The 17,822-nt window shown below is 51.6% G+C and carries 15 protein-coding genes; 9 read left to right on the top strand and 6 right to left on the bottom strand.

The annotated features are described in order from the left end of the window. Positions 1–28: 28 nt before the first annotated feature. The gene (locus KJS63_RS04985; RefSeq protein ID WP_213618171.1) at positions 29–1,153 is read left to right on the top strand and encodes a DUF4309 domain-containing protein; all 1,125 of its coding nucleotides are present in this window, start codon (positions 29–31) and stop codon (positions 1,151–1,153) included. 149 nt (positions 1,154–1,302) lie between these two features. On the opposite strand, the gene KJS63_RS04980 is transcribed toward KJS63_RS04985, so the two are convergent. The 4 genes from KJS63_RS04980 to KJS63_RS04965 all read right to left on the bottom strand — a co-directional run bounded on the left by KJS63_RS04980 (position 1,303) and on the right by KJS63_RS04965 (position 4,521). Next, positions 1,303–1,758, bottom strand: coding sequence for an ASCH domain-containing protein (locus KJS63_RS04980; RefSeq protein ID WP_213618170.1), 456 nt, complete (start codon positions 1,756–1,758; stop codon positions 1,303–1,305). Positions 1,759–2,011: 253 nt separating this feature from the next. Continuing rightward, the gene (locus KJS63_RS04975; RefSeq protein ID WP_213618169.1) at positions 2,012–2,989 is read right to left on the bottom strand and encodes an electron transfer flavoprotein subunit alpha/FixB family protein; all 978 of its coding nucleotides are present in this window, start codon (positions 2,987–2,989) and stop codon (positions 2,012–2,014) included. Positions 2,990–3,113: 124 nt separating this feature from the next. After that, complete coding sequence (locus tag KJS63_RS04970; protein ID WP_213618168.1) at positions 3,114–3,881, bottom strand: electron transfer flavoprotein subunit beta/FixA family protein; 768 nt, start codon at positions 3,879–3,881, stop codon at positions 3,114–3,116. 58 nt (positions 3,882–3,939) lie between these two features. Next, positions 3,940–4,521: a fatty acid metabolism transcriptional regulator FadR gene (locus KJS63_RS04965; protein WP_068615984.1), complete on the bottom strand. Its 582-nt coding sequence runs from the start codon at positions 4,519–4,521 to the stop codon at positions 3,940–3,942. A 191-nt stretch (positions 4,522–4,712) separates the two neighbouring features. Here KJS63_RS04965 and KJS63_RS04960 point away from each other — a divergent pair, with 191 nt between their 5' ends. The 7 genes from KJS63_RS04960 to KJS63_RS04930 all read left to right on the top strand — a co-directional run bounded on the left by KJS63_RS04960 (position 4,713) and on the right by KJS63_RS04930 (position 15,455). Beyond that, positions 4,713–6,899: a (Fe-S)-binding protein gene (locus KJS63_RS04960; protein ID WP_213618167.1), complete on the top strand. Its 2,187-nt coding sequence runs from the start codon at positions 4,713–4,715 to the stop codon at positions 6,897–6,899. Between the two features lie 2 nt (positions 6,900–6,901). Next, on the top strand, positions 6,902–9,304 hold the full coding sequence (locus KJS63_RS04955) for a 3-hydroxyacyl-CoA dehydrogenase/enoyl-CoA hydratase family protein (protein WP_213618166.1): 2,403 nt from the start codon (positions 6,902–6,904) through the stop codon (positions 9,302–9,304). 376 nt (positions 9,305–9,680) lie between these two features. Further along, a complete protein-coding gene (locus tag KJS63_RS04950; RefSeq protein WP_213618165.1) occupies positions 9,681–10,865 on the top strand; it encodes an acetyl-CoA C-acetyltransferase in 1,185 nt (394 codons plus the stop codon). Positions 10,866–10,892: 27 nt separating this feature from the next. Continuing rightward, positions 10,893–12,674 (top strand): acyl-CoA dehydrogenase family protein, encoded by a 1,782-nt coding sequence (locus tag KJS63_RS04945; protein ID WP_213618164.1) that lies wholly within the window; start codon positions 10,893–10,895, stop codon positions 12,672–12,674. 27 nt (positions 12,675–12,701) lie between these two features. Next, a complete protein-coding gene (locus KJS63_RS04940; RefSeq protein WP_213618163.1) occupies positions 12,702–14,396 on the top strand; it encodes a long-chain-fatty-acid--CoA ligase in 1,695 nt (564 codons plus the stop codon). A 275-nt stretch (positions 14,397–14,671) separates the two neighbouring features. Then, positions 14,672–15,139, top strand: coding sequence for a PaaI family thioesterase (locus KJS63_RS04935; protein WP_213618162.1), 468 nt, complete (start codon positions 14,672–14,674; stop codon positions 15,137–15,139). After that, a complete protein-coding gene (locus KJS63_RS04930; protein ID WP_213618161.1) occupies positions 15,129–15,455 on the top strand; it encodes an SCP2 sterol-binding domain-containing protein in 327 nt (108 codons plus the stop codon). The genes KJS63_RS04935 and KJS63_RS04930 overlap by 11 nt, the downstream gene beginning before the upstream one ends. A 493-nt stretch (positions 15,456–15,948) precedes the next feature. On the opposite strand, the gene KJS63_RS04925 is transcribed toward KJS63_RS04930, so the two are convergent. Both KJS63_RS04925 and KJS63_RS04920 read right to left on the bottom strand, forming a co-directional pair. Then, positions 15,949–16,164 carry a hypothetical protein gene (locus KJS63_RS04925; protein ID WP_213618160.1) on the bottom strand — a complete coding sequence of 72 codons (216 nt, stop codon included), beginning with the start codon at positions 16,162–16,164 and terminating at the stop codon, positions 15,949–15,951. 142 nt (positions 16,165–16,306) lie between these two features. Then, the gene (locus KJS63_RS04920) at positions 16,307–17,167 is read right to left on the bottom strand and encodes an SDR family oxidoreductase (protein ID WP_213618159.1); all 861 of its coding nucleotides are present in this window, start codon (positions 17,165–17,167) and stop codon (positions 16,307–16,309) included. Between the two features lie 171 nt (positions 17,168–17,338). Between KJS63_RS04920 and KJS63_RS04915 the strand changes: the two genes are divergently transcribed. Further along, entirely contained in the window at positions 17,339–17,686 is a 348-nt protein-coding gene (locus tag KJS63_RS04915; RefSeq protein WP_213618158.1) for a hypothetical protein, read from the top strand. The last annotated feature ends 136 nt before the right edge of the window (positions 17,687–17,822 follow it).

Below are 17,822 nucleotides of genomic sequence, written 5' to 3'. Positions count from 1 at the left end.
CAAACATTATACATGAAGGAGAGACAGAATGAAGTCATTTGCCCGTCTATTTATCGCTTGTCTGCTCGTATTCTCACTTGCTCTTCCGGCTGATCAAGCTGCGCCGGCCCAGGCAGCAGGAAGCACGATTGAGGCCTCCAAGCTCAAAAAGATCAGCCGTTTGTCGTATCCGCTGTATGACGCAGCGAATAATTTATACACCTTGTACATATTTGCGAAGGATGAGAAGAAGGGGAAAATTCAGGAGGACAGTTACCAGCTAGGCTACAAGAAAGGTCAGACTAGTTATACAGGAAAGTATCAGGCTGCCCTGCTTAAGAGCGGGGAACGATACGCAGCTGTGCAAACTGTAAACTTGGGCCTCCATATGGTAGTTCCTCCGGATAAGAAGAATTACGTCCTGAAGAGAATCAGCAAAAATACACCCGACCTGTTCATCATGACCGAATACGGAACCTCGAATTTTGATCTGTTCCGCTCCTTTGCCGTACAATCCGGCAAGCTGCAATTGCTCACCTTCGCAGACAAAGACGGCAAGCGTTATGACGCTTTTTGGGGAGCTGGTAAGGTCGGTGGCGTGCGGATGCTTCCAGGCATGAAGATCCAGACTAGACAGTATGACAATTCCAAAGGCAAGTATGTGTTTGATACCTTTGCGCTTCATCTGGCTACGATGACTTTACGCCGGAACAATTCTTCTTACGGGAACACATCCAGTTGGAACCAAGCTGGCACAGGAGACCGGGCTTATCTGACCGAGCTCAAGAATTCAGCGGTTAAAGGCGTTCTGCCGGGCAATCCGAAGGTCAAGCTGGGCCTGACAGCCAAGGCGGTACGCAGCATTCTGGGTAATCCTAAGGGGATGTCGAATGGGGAGTGGCACGGCTATTATGAATACAATTCTACCTTTATCGGATTCGATGATTACACCCATGATATGAATGATTCATCGTTGGTCACAGAGCTGCTTCTAAATGTGGAGAAGCAGAATCTTACCGTGTCCCATGTGAAGAATTGGCTGGGCAAGCCGAGCGAGGAATATGTTAATGAAGAAGAAGGGAACTATGTGGTCATTTATAGTTTGGGAAAGCGCGCCCTTGTGTTCTATTCGGATGATGAGGACAGCTTTATTACCCGGGCTTCCATCATGTAGAAATTTATAGAGCAAGGAGCCGTCCGTAAAGACGGCTCCTTGCTTTGTTTAGGAGAACGGTATATGTTCGAAGAGTTCCGAGAACGAACGCTTCTTTCCATGCTGTTAGTTTATGATTTCTTGAATAATAGACTTAGAATCGCAGGTGTTTAATTGCGCTTCACATCAACCAATTCAAAACGTTCACACACCAACATCATATCCTCCGAGAATTGCAGACCTATACTGCTCAACGCCTCGGTAAAAAACTTTACGTGAGCTTCTTTCCAGTAGCGGTAGGATCGGTCTCCCTCACCCTCAGCAATTGCAAATTCCTCTGGCACCTCATTCATAGGCATGACGGTTACCTCAGCGGTTCTAATTATGGCCACTGGCTTGTCATCGCTGTTTAAGATAATGCTGTAGTCGTTAACGGAGGGCAGGGGCTCTTGTTCCATTTCATAAAAAACTAATCCAGAGCAGGTTGCGGTCTTAACACCATCGATAACTAATTGAGCGAGATGGTCTGGATCTGCCCCGAACTGCCATGCGGATACGCGCTTTGGCTTTTCCCGGCCTTGCTGGTTCCAGTATTCATCCCAATAGGTTTGTGCTTGCTGGTTCATCGGATTCTCCCTTAGTGATAAAATCAGTCATTATATTAAATAACATAATATAGTAACTTTAACATGTTCATGTTTCTGCTGCTAATCTTGTTCTTGTCAGAAAAAAAAGCAGCCTGCTTTAAGGTTCGAGCTATGACCCACACGAGGGTCACCTTTTTTCAAAGTGTCCTTCTTGTGGGTCATAGCTCAGTTTGCACCTGCAGGCTGCTTATTCTGAGCTTCTTGCGAATATCGCGGGGAAGCCAATGTTAATTTACACGAGTACCTTCCTGAATTCCTGTGTCAGAAGGGGAACGACCTCGAACAGATCCCCTACAATGCCGTAGTCGGCCACCTTAAAGATCGGGGCCTCCGGGTCTTTGTTGATCGCGATAATCACACGCGATTGGCTCATGCCGGCAAGATGCTGGATCGCGCCGCTGATGCCGCAGGCGATGTATATTTCCGGCGTCACCACCTTGCCGGTCTGCCCGATCTGCATTGCGTAGTCGCAGTAGCCCGCGTCACAGGCGCCGCGTGAAGCACCGACCGCCCCTCCAAGCACATCCGCCAGCTCCTCCAGCGGCTTGAACCCATCCGCGCTTTTCACGCCACGCCCCCCCGAGACCACAAACTTGGCTTCGGTCAGATCCACTTTGCCGGAGGTCTTGCGTACCACGTCCTTGATGACCGAGCGCAGGTCTGCGGCAGGCGTATATTCGCGGTCCACAATTTCCGCAGGGGTGCCAGTCTGTTCAGCGGCCGGAATATTGTTCGGCCGGATGGTGATGACCTGCGGCCCGTCCGCGAACTGCTTCTGCTCGAAGGCTTTGCCCGCATAGATTGGCCGGGTGAATAGCGCGTCCGCGCCGCTATTCTCGATTGCAGTCACGTCGGAGATTTGGCCCGCTCCAAGATGCGCAGCTATCATAGGCGCAAGATCCCGGCCGGCTGCGGTATGCCCGAACACCACAGCGTGAGGCTGAAGCGGGTCAAGAACGGAGGTCAACGTGCGGAAGTAGACTTCCGCATTATAATTCTCCAAGTCAGGGTGGTCTACGGCATAGACCTTGCCATCATTCACATAATCGGCCAGTTCACCTGCAAGCTGGGTAATTTGTGAACCGAGAATGACCGCGGCAACCGTATCGCCACCTTCTTTAATTAAGGATACGGCTTGAAGCGCTTCCAATGTAACCTGACGCAAAGCCCCTGCCCGGACCTCTGCAACCACCACATACGTATGACTCATATCAGACAACCTCCCAAGGATTGAATTATGTGCCTCTGCGGTTAATCCGCTTATTTATGGTCGATCGATCTCTGTACATATGATTTTAGAATTTCTACGTCTATGAGCAGCCTGAACTCTGAATTTAGATCAGCTTCGCTTCTGTGCGCAGCAGCTGAACGAGCTCTGCAGTCTGCTGAGGAAGATCCCCCTTGAGAATTTGGCCGGCTTTGCGGGCAGGCGGAAGCGTGAGGGATACCCGCTTGGTTCTGGCCGCAAGATCAGCCTCGCTGATCCCTACGTCGTCCAGAGTCAAGGTCTGGAACGGTTTCTTCTTCGCTTTCATAATGCCCGGGAGAGAAGGATAGCGCGGCTCGTTCAGTCCTTGTTGAGCGGTAAAGACAGCCGGAAGCGTGACGATGAGCGATTCCGTATCGCCCTCAGCATCACGCTGGGCCGCAGCCTGCGTGCCGTTAATCTCCAGCTTGGTAATGGATGAGGTGTGCGGGATACCCAGAAGCCGGGCGACACGAACCGCCACCTGTCCACCGCCGCTGTCCACGGAGAAGTTGCCACCGAGGATGAGATCATACGGCTGCTTCTCCAGATATGCGGCGAGCACCTTGGATACGCTGAATTCATCGGAAGGAATCCGCTCATCCGTAATCAGGACGGCATCATCGGCACCCATGGCAAGAGCCGTGCGAAGCGCTTCGGCCGTACGTTCGGGACCTATGGAGAGCACGGTAATATTTCCGCCGTGCTGCTCCTTTTGACGCAAAGCTTCCTCCACAGCATATTCATCATAAGGATTAATCACATATTTGACTCCGTCATCAGAGACTTCCCCATCTTGAATCACGATTCTCTCTTCCGTATCAAACGTTTGCTTCAACAAGACATAGATATTCATGTGCCATACTCCTCTCTGGGATTAAGGTAAAGAGATTGTACACCTATGCTTCATTTACTTACTTAAGGCCTTTAAGAAAAAATTCCACCGTTTTATCCACTTGGGCGGTAAGGGAATACTTCCTGCCTGAAATCAGCCAGGATGTTACGGCTTCATCCAGCCCTCCAAAGATTAAGAGTCGTGTCAGCTTCACATCCAGATCGGGCCGGAACGATTTCTCCTGAATCCCTTTCTCCAGAATATGCTCAATGAGCTGAATATAAGGCTTCACCACGTTCCCAATGGCCACCCGCAGCTCCAGCGAGCTTTGGCGAAGCTCAATTTGGGTTACGTAGGCCAGGTTCACATTGCTCTCCAGCTCACTGAAATGAATCTCACACACTTTTCTCAGGGCCTCATCCGCCGTGCTGGATTCCTTCACACTTTCATTAAAAGCGGCGATCAGGTCGCCAAGGCGCTCCTGAAACAGAGAAATAAGGATATCTTCCTTTTTCTTAAAATATAAATATATCGTACCGTCCGCCACACCAGCCTCCTTTGCAATTTTTGAAATCTGAGAACCATGAAAGCCATTCTCAGCAATGACTTTGAGTGCAGCTTCCAGGATCAGCTCATATTTTTCCATTTTCCTACTTGCCATAGTGCCACCTCAGTGTTAGAATTCGTAATAACTGAATGAATACTCATTCATTTTTTCTTAATCTTATGGGAAACAACGCCAGATGTCAATGTTTTCAGCTTAAGATTTATTTTTAAAACATAAATGTAATCGCTTTCTAAGCTTGGCCAACACAAGTGATACCGAAGTGAAGCAGAAAGGACGGATGTAAGATGGCATGGCAAATCGTAAATCTTCTTCTATTTCTAGCGGTCACCGGGTACGGGGTCTATCTGTTCTACAAGGCCGTGTATCACCGCTGGTTGTACGTTAAGCTCGGCAAGCCTTCGGACTTCCGGGCACAAAGCAAAGGGAGGTGGGGAGAATTTCTCGCCCAGGTATTTGGGCAGAAGAAGCTGCTCAAGGACCCGAAGAGCGGCATTATGCATATCGTCATTTTTTATGGATTTATCATTCTGCAATTCGGGGCGGTTGACCTCATCATTAAAGGGCTGACGAACGGTAGAAATCACCTGCCGATACCCGCTTACGACGTATTTGGTCTGCTTCAGGAGATTACGGTATTCCTGATTCTGGTAGCGATGGGTTATGCGGCATACCGGCGCTACGGGGAGAAGCTGGCCAGGCTCAAGCGCGGACTTAAGCCAAGCATCGTTGTCATTTTTATTTTCTCCTTGATGCTGTCCGTGCTGCTGTCCCTCGGATTTGAACGGGTATGGTTAGGCATCCCGGCTTCCGGGTACGCGCCGATCTCTTCAGCGATAGCTGGTCTGTTCGCCTCTCTGCCTGCTGCGGCCGCCGCCGCATTGTTCTATACGTTCTGGTGGGCACATCTGCTCATTTTGCTCGCATTTCTGGTGTATGTGCCGCAGTCCAAGCATTTTCACCTGATTACCGCACCGGTGAATATCTGGTTCCGCCGGTCCGATCCGGTTGGCAAGCTGCGCAAGCTGGACCTGGAGGATGAAGAGGCTGAATCGTTCGGGGTCGGCAAAATAGAAGATTTCACTCAGAAGCAGATGATTGACTTCTACGCCTGTGTGGAATGCGGGCGGTGCACCAATGTATGCCCGGCTTCCAATACCGGGAAGGTGCTGTCTCCAATGCATCTGATCACCAAGCTCCGCGACCATCTAACGGAGAAGGGCACGGCCATGACAGGCAAATCACCGTATGTGCCTGAGTTCGCTTTTGGCGGGGGGAGCGGGGCTTATGCCATGGCGGAGCCGGAGGCTCATGAAGTGTACTGGAATGCAGCCAATGGTATTACCGATATCCGCCCAACACTTGCTTGGCAGAAGTCGACCTGGACCCATCAAGAGAAGAATCCGCAGGAGATGAATCTGATTGGGGATGTTATGACCGAAGAAGAAATCTGGTCCTGCACGACCTGCCGCAACTGTGAAGACCAATGTCCTGTAGGCAATGAGCATGTGGATAAAATCATCGATCTCCGCCGCCACCTGGTGCTGATGGAAGGCAGCATGCCGAATGAAGGGCAGCGGGCGCTTCAGAATATTGAACGCCAGAGCAACCCTTGGGGGCTGAACCGCAATGACCGGGCCCAGTGGACCGGTGAAGTGGAGGACATCAAGGTGCCGACGGTGAAGGATCGTCCTGACTTTGAATATCTGTTCTTCGTAGGCTCTATGGGCTCTTACGACCTGCGCAGCCGCAAAATCTCCCGCGCTTTCGCAAGGCTCCTGAATGAATCGGGTGTAAGCTTCGCGATCCTCGGCAACGAGGAGAAGAATTCGGGCGATACGCCCCGCCGGATGGGCAATGAAATGCTGTTCCAGCAGCTGTGCATGGAGAACATCGCTACGTTTGAGAAGTATGGCGTGCGCAAAATCGTTACTGCGTGTCCTCATACTTTCAATACATTCAAAAATGAGTACCCGGAATTCGGGCTCGAAGGGGTCGAGGTGCTGCATCACACCCAGCTGTTAGATCAGCTGATTAAGGAAGGCAGGCTGACCCCCAAGCATGAAGTGAACGAGCGCATCACCTATCACGACTCCTGTTACTTGGGCAGGTACAACAATGTGTATGACGAACCGCGCAATGTGCTAAGGGCGATTCCGGGTGTGGAACTGGTCGAAATGACCCGTTCCCGTGAGAACGGGATGTGCTGCGGGGCAGGCGGAGGCATGATGTGGATGGAGGAGACCTCTGGCAAAAGAGTCAATCTCGCCCGCACCGAGCAGGCGCTCGAAGTGAATCCAACCGTCATCAGCAGCGCGTGTCCTTACTGCCTGACGATGATGGAGGATGGCACCAAGATGAAGGAAGTGGAAGACCAGGTTAAAGCCAAGGATATTGCGGAAATTCTGGAGCTGTCCGTATTTGGGGATAATCCGGCAGCGCTAAATCGTGAACTTGAATTGGAGGCGAGATGATCATGAACTTATCCATTCGTAAAGCGGCCGTTATCGGCTCCGGTATTATGGGCTCACAAATTGCAGCCCACCTGGCCAATGTGGGGATTCAGACCCTACTGCTCGATATTGTGCCTAAGGAGCTTACTGAAGAAGAAGCCAAGAAAGGATTGACGCTTGAGCATCCGGCGGTACGGAGCCGCTTCTCTGCATCTGCGATCAAGAAGCTGGCGAAGATCAAACCTGCGCCGCTCTATGATGAAGCTTTTGCTTCCCGGATCACACCGGGAAATCTGGAGGATGACCTCGCAAAGATCGCGGAAGTGGACTGGATTATCGAGGTGGTCGTTGAGAACCTGGACGTAAAAAGAAGCCTGCTGAAGCAGATTGAACAGCACCGTGGGCCAGGTGCGGTCGTGTCCTCCAACACCTCGGGAATTTCCATCAACGCGATGGCCGCGGAATGCGGGGAGGAGTTCCGCAAGCATTTCCTCGGAACACATTTCTTTAATCCTCCGCGTTATATGAAGCTGCTTGAGATTATTCCGGGGAACGATACCGATCCCGAACTGGTTACCGCGATGAAGGTCTTTTGTGAGAAGGTGCTTGGCAAGGGTGTGGTGCTCGCCAAGGATACGCCGAACTTCATCGGCAACCGGATAGGGACTTACGGATTGCTTGTGACACTCCAGGAAATGCAGAAGAACGGCGGTTATACCGTGGAAGAGGTTGATGCCGTCACAGGTCCGGCAATGGGCCGCCCGAAGAGCGCGACCTTCCGTACGCTGGATCTGGTCGGCCTCGATACCTTCGTGCACGTTGCTGATAATGTATACCACAATGTGACGGATGAACAGGAGAAGGCGGTGTTCCGTACACCGGAAGTCTTGAAGAGTATGACCGAGCGTAAATGGCTTGGAGAGAAGACCGGGCAGGGCTTTTACCTGAAGAGAAAAGGGGAAAAGGGCAGTGAGATCCTGTCGCTCAATCTGGCGACCATGGAATACGTCCCCCAGACGAAGCCCAAAGGTGCTTCACTTGAAGCAGCCAAGGCCGCGAAGGGCACCAAGGAGAAAACCAAAGCCTTGTTAGCCGGCAAGGACCGCTACTCGGAATTAGCCTGGAACATTCTTAAGCAGGTGCTGATCTACTCGGCCGAAAAGGTCGGGGAAATCTCCGATTCCATCCGGGAGATTGACGATGCCATGAAATGGGGCTTTTCCTGGGATCTCGGGCCCTTTGAAACTTGGGATGCTATCGGCCTCGTCCGTTCCACCCAGCGGATGGAAGCTGAAGGATTGACCGTACCTCAGTGGGTTAAGGATTGGATTGCTGCTGGAAACACGTCGTTTTACAAAAATGAAAGCGGGAAGCTGTATTCCGTTCATATCAGCACCACCCAGTATAAAGAAGTCGAACATGTCCCGGAAGCCATCTCGCTTCGCAGCTTAAAGGAGCAGAACAAGACCATCAAGGGCAATTCGGGCGCAAGCCTGATTGATCTCGGGGATGGGGTGGCCTGTCTGGAATTCCATTCTCCGAATAATGCCATCGGTGCAGACATTCTGTCGATGATTCAGCAAAGCGTCGAGGAAGTGCGCAGTAATTACCTCGGCATGGTGATCGCCAATCAGGGCAAGAACTTCTGTGTCGGCGCCAACATCATGCTGCTGCTGATGGAAGCGCAGGATGAGGAATGGGATGAGATTGACGATATCATCCGGATGTTCCAAAGCACGATGTACAAGGTCAAACGGCTGGAGAAGCCGGTCGTTGCCGCTCCGCACCGGATGTGCTTGGGTGGTGGGGTAGAGGCTTGTATGCCAGCCGATCAAGTTATTGCCGCAGCCGAAACCTATTACGGATTGGTTGAAGTAGGCGTAGGGCTGATCCCGGCAGGTGGGGGCTGCAAAGAGTTTGCGCTTCGCGCCAGTCAAAGCCAGCCGGGTGCGGATGCAGATCTGCAGCCGTTTATCAACCGGGTGTTCGAGACTGTGGGCACGGCCAAGGTATCCGGCAGTGGTCATGACGCCAAGCGTCTTGGGTACCTGCGCCCAACCGATAGGGTTGTAACGAATCAGGACTATTCCATCTATGAAGCGAAGCAGGCCGTACTTGGCCTCTCCAAGGGTTATGAGCCTATCCCGGAGGAGAAAATCCGGGTTGTGGGGGCCGAAGGCAAAGCGGTGATGCAGCTTGGCGCGATCGGCATGCGGCAGGGAGGTTACATCAGCGATCACGATCTCTTGATTGCCAAGAAGCTGGCTCATGTGCTGGCTGGCGGTGATGTTCCTGCCGGAACTCTGGTGACGGAGCAGTACATGCTCGACCTGGAGCGTGAAGCGTTCCTCAGCCTTTGCGGCGAGCCGAAGACGCAGGCCCGGATGCAGCACATGCTTACCAAAGGCAAAGCGCTGAGAAATTAGGCGTGGGCTAAAAGTTAGCGTGAGCGAAGCCCGAAGCGGGCACCTAGGGACAAAGCTGGAAGTAACGTGACAGAGAACCTTGAGGTAATTCAGCTAAAATCGATGCCTACGCACGAAGCAACGGAGGAAGCGGAACGATCCTGAAGAAGCGAAGCGTTCGCCTTTGTCCCCGGATGAAATCCTTGGATGATTCGTTCAAATTATCCGGGGACAACAGCGATCGTAAGGATGTTTCGCAGCCGGAGTGATCGCCGAGGAGCGCAATAGTTGATTAAGAGCTGTACTCAGAGCTGCATAGGAAGCAAAGCACAGCAGGTTGGTCCTCAATAGAGTGACGAGTGGCTTTAATCTTAACTTCCCAAGGAGTGTGAGAACGATGAAAGAAGCAGTAATTGTATCGATGGCCCGCACCGCCATCGGCAAGGCCAAGAAAGGCAGCCTGGTGCAGACCCGGGCCGATGATCTCGGCAAGGTGGTTCTGGAAGCCGTCATTGAGCGGGCGCCGGGGCTGAGGAAAGAGGACGTCGAGGACGTTATTATTGGCTGCGCGATGCCCGAAGGCGAGCAGGGTCTGAACTTCGCCCGGATCATGTCGCTGTACGCGGGATATCCGAACACCGTGCCCGCGTTGACGATTAACCGCTTCTGCTCATCCGGGCTGCAGTCCATCGCGTTTGCGGCCGAGCGGATTATGCTGGGCCATGCCGACATCATCGTGGCCGGCGGCGTGGAAAGCATGAGCCATGTGCCGATGACCGGCTTCAAGATTTCTCCGAATCCGAAGCTGGTAGAAGACATGCCGGAAGTTTACATCGGCATGGGGCACACGGCAGAGGAAGTGGCCGAGCGCTTTGGCGTATCCCGCGCGGATCAGGATGCTTTTGCGGCACGGTCCCATGCGAAGGCTGCGGCTGCAATCGCAGCGGGTAAATTCAAGGATGAGATTGTTCCGTTCGAGGCCGAGCTGACCAGTGTGGATGACCAGGGCAAGGTCACCCGGAACAAATTCCTGTTCGATACGGATGAAGGAGTCCGCAGTGATACAACGGCGGAGGGGCTTGGCAAGCTGAAACCGGCCTTTAAGCTCGGCGGGACTGTGACCGCAGGCAACTCCTCCCAGGTTAGCGACGGTGCTGCCGCCGTGGTGGTGATGAGCCGGGAGAAGGCGGATGAGCTTGGTCTGAAACCGCTGGCTACGTTCAAATCTTTTGCGCTGAGCGGAGTGGAACCTGAAATCATGGGGGTTGGCCCGGTGAAGGCGATTCCGAAGGCCCTGAAGATGGCGGGGATCGGCCTTGAGGATGTCGACCTGTTCGAGATCAACGAAGCCTTCGCTTCCCAGTGTGTGCAGGTCATCCGCGAGCTTGGCATTGATGAGGAGAAGGTGAACGTGAACGGCGGAGCAATCGCTTTAGGGCACCCGCTGGGCTGTACGGGAACCAAGCTTACGACCACGCTGATCAGCGAGCTTCGACGCAGGGGCGGAGGTTATGGTGTTGTATCGATGTGTATTGGCGGCGGAATGGGCGCGGCCGGTGTATTTGAAGTTCACGCACAATAACATGAACGATAAAAGGAGCGAATAATCATGAGTACAACGATGAACAAAGTGATTGGCGGCAGCTTTATGATTGAGGACGTAAATCATCAGCAGATCATAACTCCGGAAGACTTCACCGAAGAGCATCGCATGATTGCCCAGACCACCGAGGATTTTGTTGAAGGTGAAATTGCCCCGCGTGACGAAGAGATTGAGAAGCTGAATTACGAGCTGACGGCAGATCTGCTCCGCAAGGCCGGGGAGCTGGGGCTGCTGGGAGCGGAAGTTCCTGAAGCGTACGGCGGACTTGGCTTAGACAAGGTAAGCTCAACTTTGATCAGCGAGAAGTTAACCAAGGCTTCCGCCTTTGCCCTGTCGGTAGGGGCTCATGTGGGAATTGGAACCCTGCCAATCGTGTATTTTGGTACCGAAGCCCAGAAGCAAAAATACCTGCCATCTCTGGCTTCAGGGGAAAAGGTTGCTGCTTACTGTTTAACCGAGCCTTCTTCCGGTTCAGATGCGCTTGGAGCCAAAACGACAGCCACACTTAGTGAGGATGGCGAATATTATATTTTGAACGGAACCAAACAGTTCATTACAAATGCCGGCTTCGCGGATGTGTTCATCGTGTATGCGAAAGTGGACGGCAAGGATTTTAGTACATTTATTGTTGAACGCACGATGGAAGGGGTAAGCATCGGTCCGGAAGAGAAGAAGATGGGGATCAAAGGTTCATCCACGTGTCCGCTGATTCTTGAGGATGTTAAGGTGCCGGTGGAGAATCTGCTGTGGGAGGTTGGCAAGGGTCATCTGATCGCCTTCAACATCCTGAACATCGGGCGTTTCAAACTTGCCGTTGGCTGTGTAGGCGCTTCCAAGGATACGATTGAGCTTGCTGCCAAATATGCCAACGAGCGTACCCAATTCGGCAAGAAAATCTCTTCCTTCCCGCTGATCGGCAAAAAGCTGGCCGAGATGAATACCAAAACCTATGTGCTGGAGAGCATGGCTTACCGGACTGCGGGACTGTTCGACGTGGGTCTTGCCGAGGTGGATCATGCCAGCGAGAACGTAGGCTACCAATCGGCCAAAGCGATTGCCGAATATCAGCTTGAGTGTTCGATCAACAAGGTGTTTGGGTCCGAAACCCTCGATTTTGTGGTTGACGAAGGCGTGCAGATCCACGGCGGCTACGGCTTTATTCAGGAGTACCGGGTCGAGCGCAATTACCGGGATTCGCGGATTAACCGGATTTTTGAAGGCACAAATGAGATCAACCGCCTGCTCATTCCGGGCACCTTGATCAAACGTGCGATGAAGGGTGAGCTGCCGCTGATGCAAAAGGCGATGGCCCTGCAATCCGAGCTGATGCAGCCGATTCCGAGCCAAGTCTTTGAAGGAACGCTTGATCAGGAGACCCATCTTCTGGCCATGGCCAAAAAAATCTTCCTGATGGCCGGAGCCCAGGCTGTACAGAAATATCAGATGAAGCTTGAAGAACAGCAGGAAATTCTCAGTCATCTGGCGGATATGATGATTCAGGTATATGCGATGGAGAGCGCTCTGCTGCGCACGCGCAAAATGATCGAACGGTCCGGCGAAGACAAAGCCCGGCTGGCGGTGGAGATGACTACCGTGTTTGTCCATGAGGCCTTTGGCCACATTGAGACCTGGGCCAAAGAAGTTCTTGCAGCTATGGAATCCGGGGACACACTCCGTACACAGCTGTCCATTCTCAAGAAGCTGACGAAGAGATCGCCGATCAATATGGTTGAATTGAAACGGGATATTGCATCCAAGGTCATTGAGGCGGAGCAATACGTGCTGTAACCATTCGTTTAGAATTGGGGTGTCTGAATGCAGAACAAACCTTGGTTCAATCATTACCCAGAAGAGGTCCCGCATTCTTACAATTATCCGAATCAAAATTTGGCACAATTTCTGGTTGACTCAGCAGCTCAATATCCTACCCACACGGCACTGGACTTTATGGGTAAGAAAATAACTTATGAAAGTTTGCTGAAATCCGCTTACCGGTTTGCGAATGCCCTGCTTCGGCTGGGTATTCGCAAAGGGGACCGGATCGCGATTATGCTGCCGAACTGCCCGCAGGGAGTGATTGCCTACTACGGCACCCTGCTGACGGGAGCGGTGGCGGTGATGACGAATCCTCTGTATGTCCCGCGGGAGATTGAGCATCAATTAACCGATGCGGGTGTCCGCCTGATCGTGACGATGGATGCCTTGGTAGAGCGGGTGAACAAGGCGATGGAGAAACATCCGCTGGAGTATATAATTGTCACGGGGATGCAGGATTATCTGCCTTTTCCAAAGAATATGCTCTATCCAATTAAGGCTAAAAAAGACGGGATGTCCGCGGTGGTTCAGTACAATGAACGGGTGCTGGCGTTTAAGCAGTTCCTTAAGCATTCTTCTGAACAGCCCTGTCATGTGGAGGTCGATGCCGGGGTTGATCTGGCCCTGATTCAATATACTGGGGGCACAACGGGGGTAGCCAAGGGAGTTATGCTAACGCATATGAATCTGATCTCCAATACGATTCAATCCCAGCTTTGGTTCTATAAGGCGGAGAAGGCGAAGGAGACTTACATGGCGGCCCTGCCGTTTTTTCACGTTTTTGGCATGACTGTCCTGATGAATTTGGCCATATACAATGCGGGAACGCTGCTGCTGCTCCCACGTTTCGAGATTAATCAGGTACTTAAGATGATTGATAAGATGAAGCCAACGATTTTCCCGGGAGCTCCAACCATGTATATTGCTCTTATTAATCATCCGGATGTATCCCGGTATGACTTAACATCTATTAATATTTGTATCAGCGGCGCGGCTCCACTGCCTGTTGAGGTGCAGGAGCGGTTCGAGAAAATTTCCGGCGGTAAACTGATTGAGGGTTATGGCTTGACCGAGGCTTCGCCGGTGACCCACGCGAATAACCTCTGGGGGCTTAGAAAGAGTGGTTCTATCGGCATTCCTTTTCCCGATACGGAAGCGCGCATCGTAAATGCCCTGACAGGCGAGGATCTGCCGCTTGGTGAAATCGGGGAACTGATCGTTCGCGGACCTCAGGTGATGAAGGGATACTGGAACCGTCCGGAGGAGACTGCCGCAACTCTTCGTGATGGATGGCTCTATACAGGGGATCTGGCGCGGATGGATGAGGATGGGTTCTTTTTCATTTTGGATCGGCGTAAGGATCTGATCATTGCAGGCGGATACAACATATATCCGCGTGAAGTGGAAGAGGTTCTATTCGAGCATCCAGACGTGGAAGAAGCGGTCGTTGCCGGGACTGTGGACCCTTACCGGGGAGAAACGGTTAAAGCTTACATTGTGCTCAAGGAAGGCTGTGCGACAACAGAAGCGGAACTCAAGGCCTGGTGCAAGGAACGGCTGGCAGTATACAAAGTGCCTAAAGTTTATGAATTCAGGAAAGCGCTTCCGAAGACGCTGGTTGGAAAAGTGCTGCGGCGCAAGCTGATTGATGAAGAGAACGAGCGTCAGGCCGCAGAGCATAAGGAAAAGGCGTGAGGGCGATTGATTTATCCTCTTATATAAAAGTAAGAACACTCGGCATCGCAGCGCCCCAAAAGGTAACTTTCATAAGTTCATTTTATATAGCTTGTAAACATGAATCTTAACTCTACCGGCGAAATCTTGAGCGATGATGCCACTCGCAGATGAGCCCCTGTGGTGTATTAAGATTAGAAGCGTGGCCGCTGTCGGGAAAGACCATCACCTGAAGCGGCCTTTCACATTCCTGGTACAATTCATCATCATACTTTACTTCAAGGGAGGGCATTAACTTGGAAGCCGAATCCGCAAAACATTTCCCGAACCTGGAACGGCTTGCCCGTGCGGCCCAAAATACGTTCTGGGATTATCTCGGATGCCGGATTGATGAACTGGATGATACGCGGGCTGTGGTTTCTTTTGACATCCAGCCGCATCATCTTAACTTAATGGGGATTCTTCATGGGGGAGTTCATGCCTCTGTGATTGACTCTGCCATGGGCCTCGTCCTGATGCTGGCCAGGCCGGAATCCAGCGTGGTGACCATTAATCTGAATATGAACTATGTGGCACCGACAAGTGAAGGACGGGTTATTGTTACGGCCCGGATCATTCACAGCACCCGCAAGCTGATGACGGCGGAGGCTTACGCTCATAAGGAGAATGGGGACTTGCTGGCCTTCGGAACAGGAACCTTCCGTGTACTGGATAAGCCGATCTCCGGAGATCCGGGAGAAGGAGGGCAGCCGGATGGGCATTAAGGAGGAATTCATGGAATTAGCCTCAGAGATGAACGAGCGGCCAGAGCCATTGGCCTCATTGGATTCCGTATATCAGTTTAATTTGAAAAAGGGCGGAACTTACCAGGTTCACTTTAAGAATGGCGTGGTCCGTGTCTTGGAAGAGAGTGATTCAGCCGCAGACTGCACACTGATTCTGTCCGAAGGTAATTTGCATAAGCTGTTGAACAATGAACTGAATACGACGGTGGCTTTTATGACCGGTTCGCTCAAGGTGGAGGGCAAGCTCGGGCTGGCCTTGAAGCTGCAGGAAATCTTAAAGCATTACCGGGGATAGAGATAACAAAGGGATGTCCCAAAACAAGTGACTATAAATAAGGGTTAGCACATTACCTTAAATACTATGCAAAATATAAAGAAATAGCGGCCCAAAAAGTTATTCAGAGCCGCTGTTTCTTTATTTCGATCTATGGCCGCCTACTGAAGCAAATTATGGGCAATCGAAAGCCATCCGGCTTCAAGGCTTATTTGGAATGACAAGAAACCGTTCCTTTTCAAAAAAGGTGGCTGCACATCTATTTAACTAAAAACGGCTTCTTTGTCCTTTATCTGCGTGTTTTTTGGTGGGAGATTTCACTGAAGCCTGCGGAGAGACGAATGATTGCGGACAAGCGTAAGCGGTCGCCTTTGGTTTTGGAATTATCCTCTGAAAATAATTCAAGAAATCCAAAATCAACAGCGATGGGAGTAACGTTCGTTCTCGGAGCCTTTCGAACACAAAACGAACTCCTGACAAAATTAGGGGCCGCCTTTGGGGCAGCCCCGTCCATTTAGCCCTGATAAGGCTTATGCCACGGCTGGCTCGGATAATGATAGTGGTAATGGTGATGATGGTGATGGTAATGATGGCCTGGATGGTGAGGATAATACTGGTAGGGATGATAAGTAGGGTAATGCATATGATGCGCACCGTCATGATGGTCATGGCCATGGCCGTATGGACTGGCAACCGGCTCCCTGGTTATTTCATTTCTATTATGACTCATTTATGAAGCTCCTTTCGGTTCGATTTCACTATTATGCTATGGCAAGTGACCTGAATTGGGTGCTAATCCAAGTAGAAATGGGCTATTACACCTGACAAAAAAGCAGGAGATCCGCGGATCTCCTGCTTTTTTGTATCTTCCTTCACCCTTGCTTCTTCTTACGGGTCAGCTGGGCCAGCTCATCCCATTGCTCCTCTGTCACCGCCCGCAGGTCATTGAACTGGCCTGCTCCTTGCAGCCATTCACCTCCGTCAATGGTGACGACTTCGCCATTAATGTAAGCCGCATAATCGGAGATGAGGTAGGCGGCCAGATTAGAGAGCTCCCCGGGATCACCTACCCGGCCCATCGGTACCCGGTCCAGCATCTTCTGTTCCAGCTCCGGTGTGGGTGAGAGGCGTGACCATGCCCCCTCGGTTGGGAAGGGACCAGGTGCCACAGCGACCTGCCGGATTCCATAGGGGGCCCACTCTACAGCAAGCGAGCGTGTTAAGGCGAGCACCCCCGCCTTGGCTGCTGCGGACGGGGTCACGAAGCCTGATCCGGTTGAGGCATAGGTGGTTACAATATTGAGCATGGTTCCGGGGCGCTGCTGCTCAATCCATCGCTTGCCGACCTCAAGGGTCGTGTAGAAAGTCCCGTGCAGCACGATGTTCAGCACCGCATCGACAGCCCTTGGGGACAGACGCTCGGTCGGGCTGATGAAATTGCCCGCAGCATTGTTGACCAGCACATCAATATGGCCGTAATGCTGCTCAACCGCATTTACAAGATCATGAATTTGAGAAGGGTCACGGACATCGCAGGTTTGATAAAATGATTTGTAACCGCTTGCAACTAAAGAATCAGAGGCTTCCTTCAACACCTCTTCCCTGCGGCCTGTAATCGCCAGAAGTGCGCCAAGTTCGGCGAATCTTTGGCCCATAGCAAGCCCTAACCCAGTGCCTCCACCGGTGATCAGAACGACTTTGTCTTTGAGCAAGTCACTACGAAAAGGTCCCATGTCTCATCCTCTTTCATCAATATAGTGAGGGCTGCAAATATAAATGAATATAATTCCAGTATAATATATGCCGCCATCTTAAAGGTACAATTTGGTGCATGAAATTCAATCCTAAACCTTCTAGCGCGCCCAAAACGCCGCATATATTGGGAACAGAAGAGGAGGCGGGTTATGGATAAAAAAATTGCGCGCTACTATGAGCTTAAACAGCAGCAGAAGTCCTTGGAACAGGAGCAGGCTGAGCTTAGGGCAGATATTATCGGTTATATGACGGAGCAGCAGCTTACACAAGCGGAAATAGGGCATTACCGGGTAAAGCTGGTTTATCAGGAGCGCAAAGAATATGATGGAAGCAAGCTGTATCAAGCTCTTCCTGATCCTGAGCTCTGGCGCCTGACTTCAAGACCGGATTCGGCCAAAATCTCAAGTCTGCTTAAACTTAATGTGATTTCCGAGGAGCAATTGAAGGATACTTATACCGCCAAGCCGACGGCTCTGCTGCATGTCGAGAAAACCTAGAACAAAACCATCTATATAAAATGAACTTATGAAGGTTACCCTTAGGGGCGCTGCGAGGCCGTGTGTTCTTACGACCACTGTTGTCTCCGAAATGCTTGAACTAGAACTCTATTGGGGCATTTCGGAGACAAAGGCG

The organism is Paenibacillus sp. J22TS3 (assembly GCF_018403205.1).
Lineage (GTDB): Bacteria > Bacillota > Bacilli > Paenibacillales > Paenibacillaceae > Fontibacillus > Fontibacillus tuaregi.
This window is presented reverse-complemented; position numbering and strand designations above follow the sequence as displayed.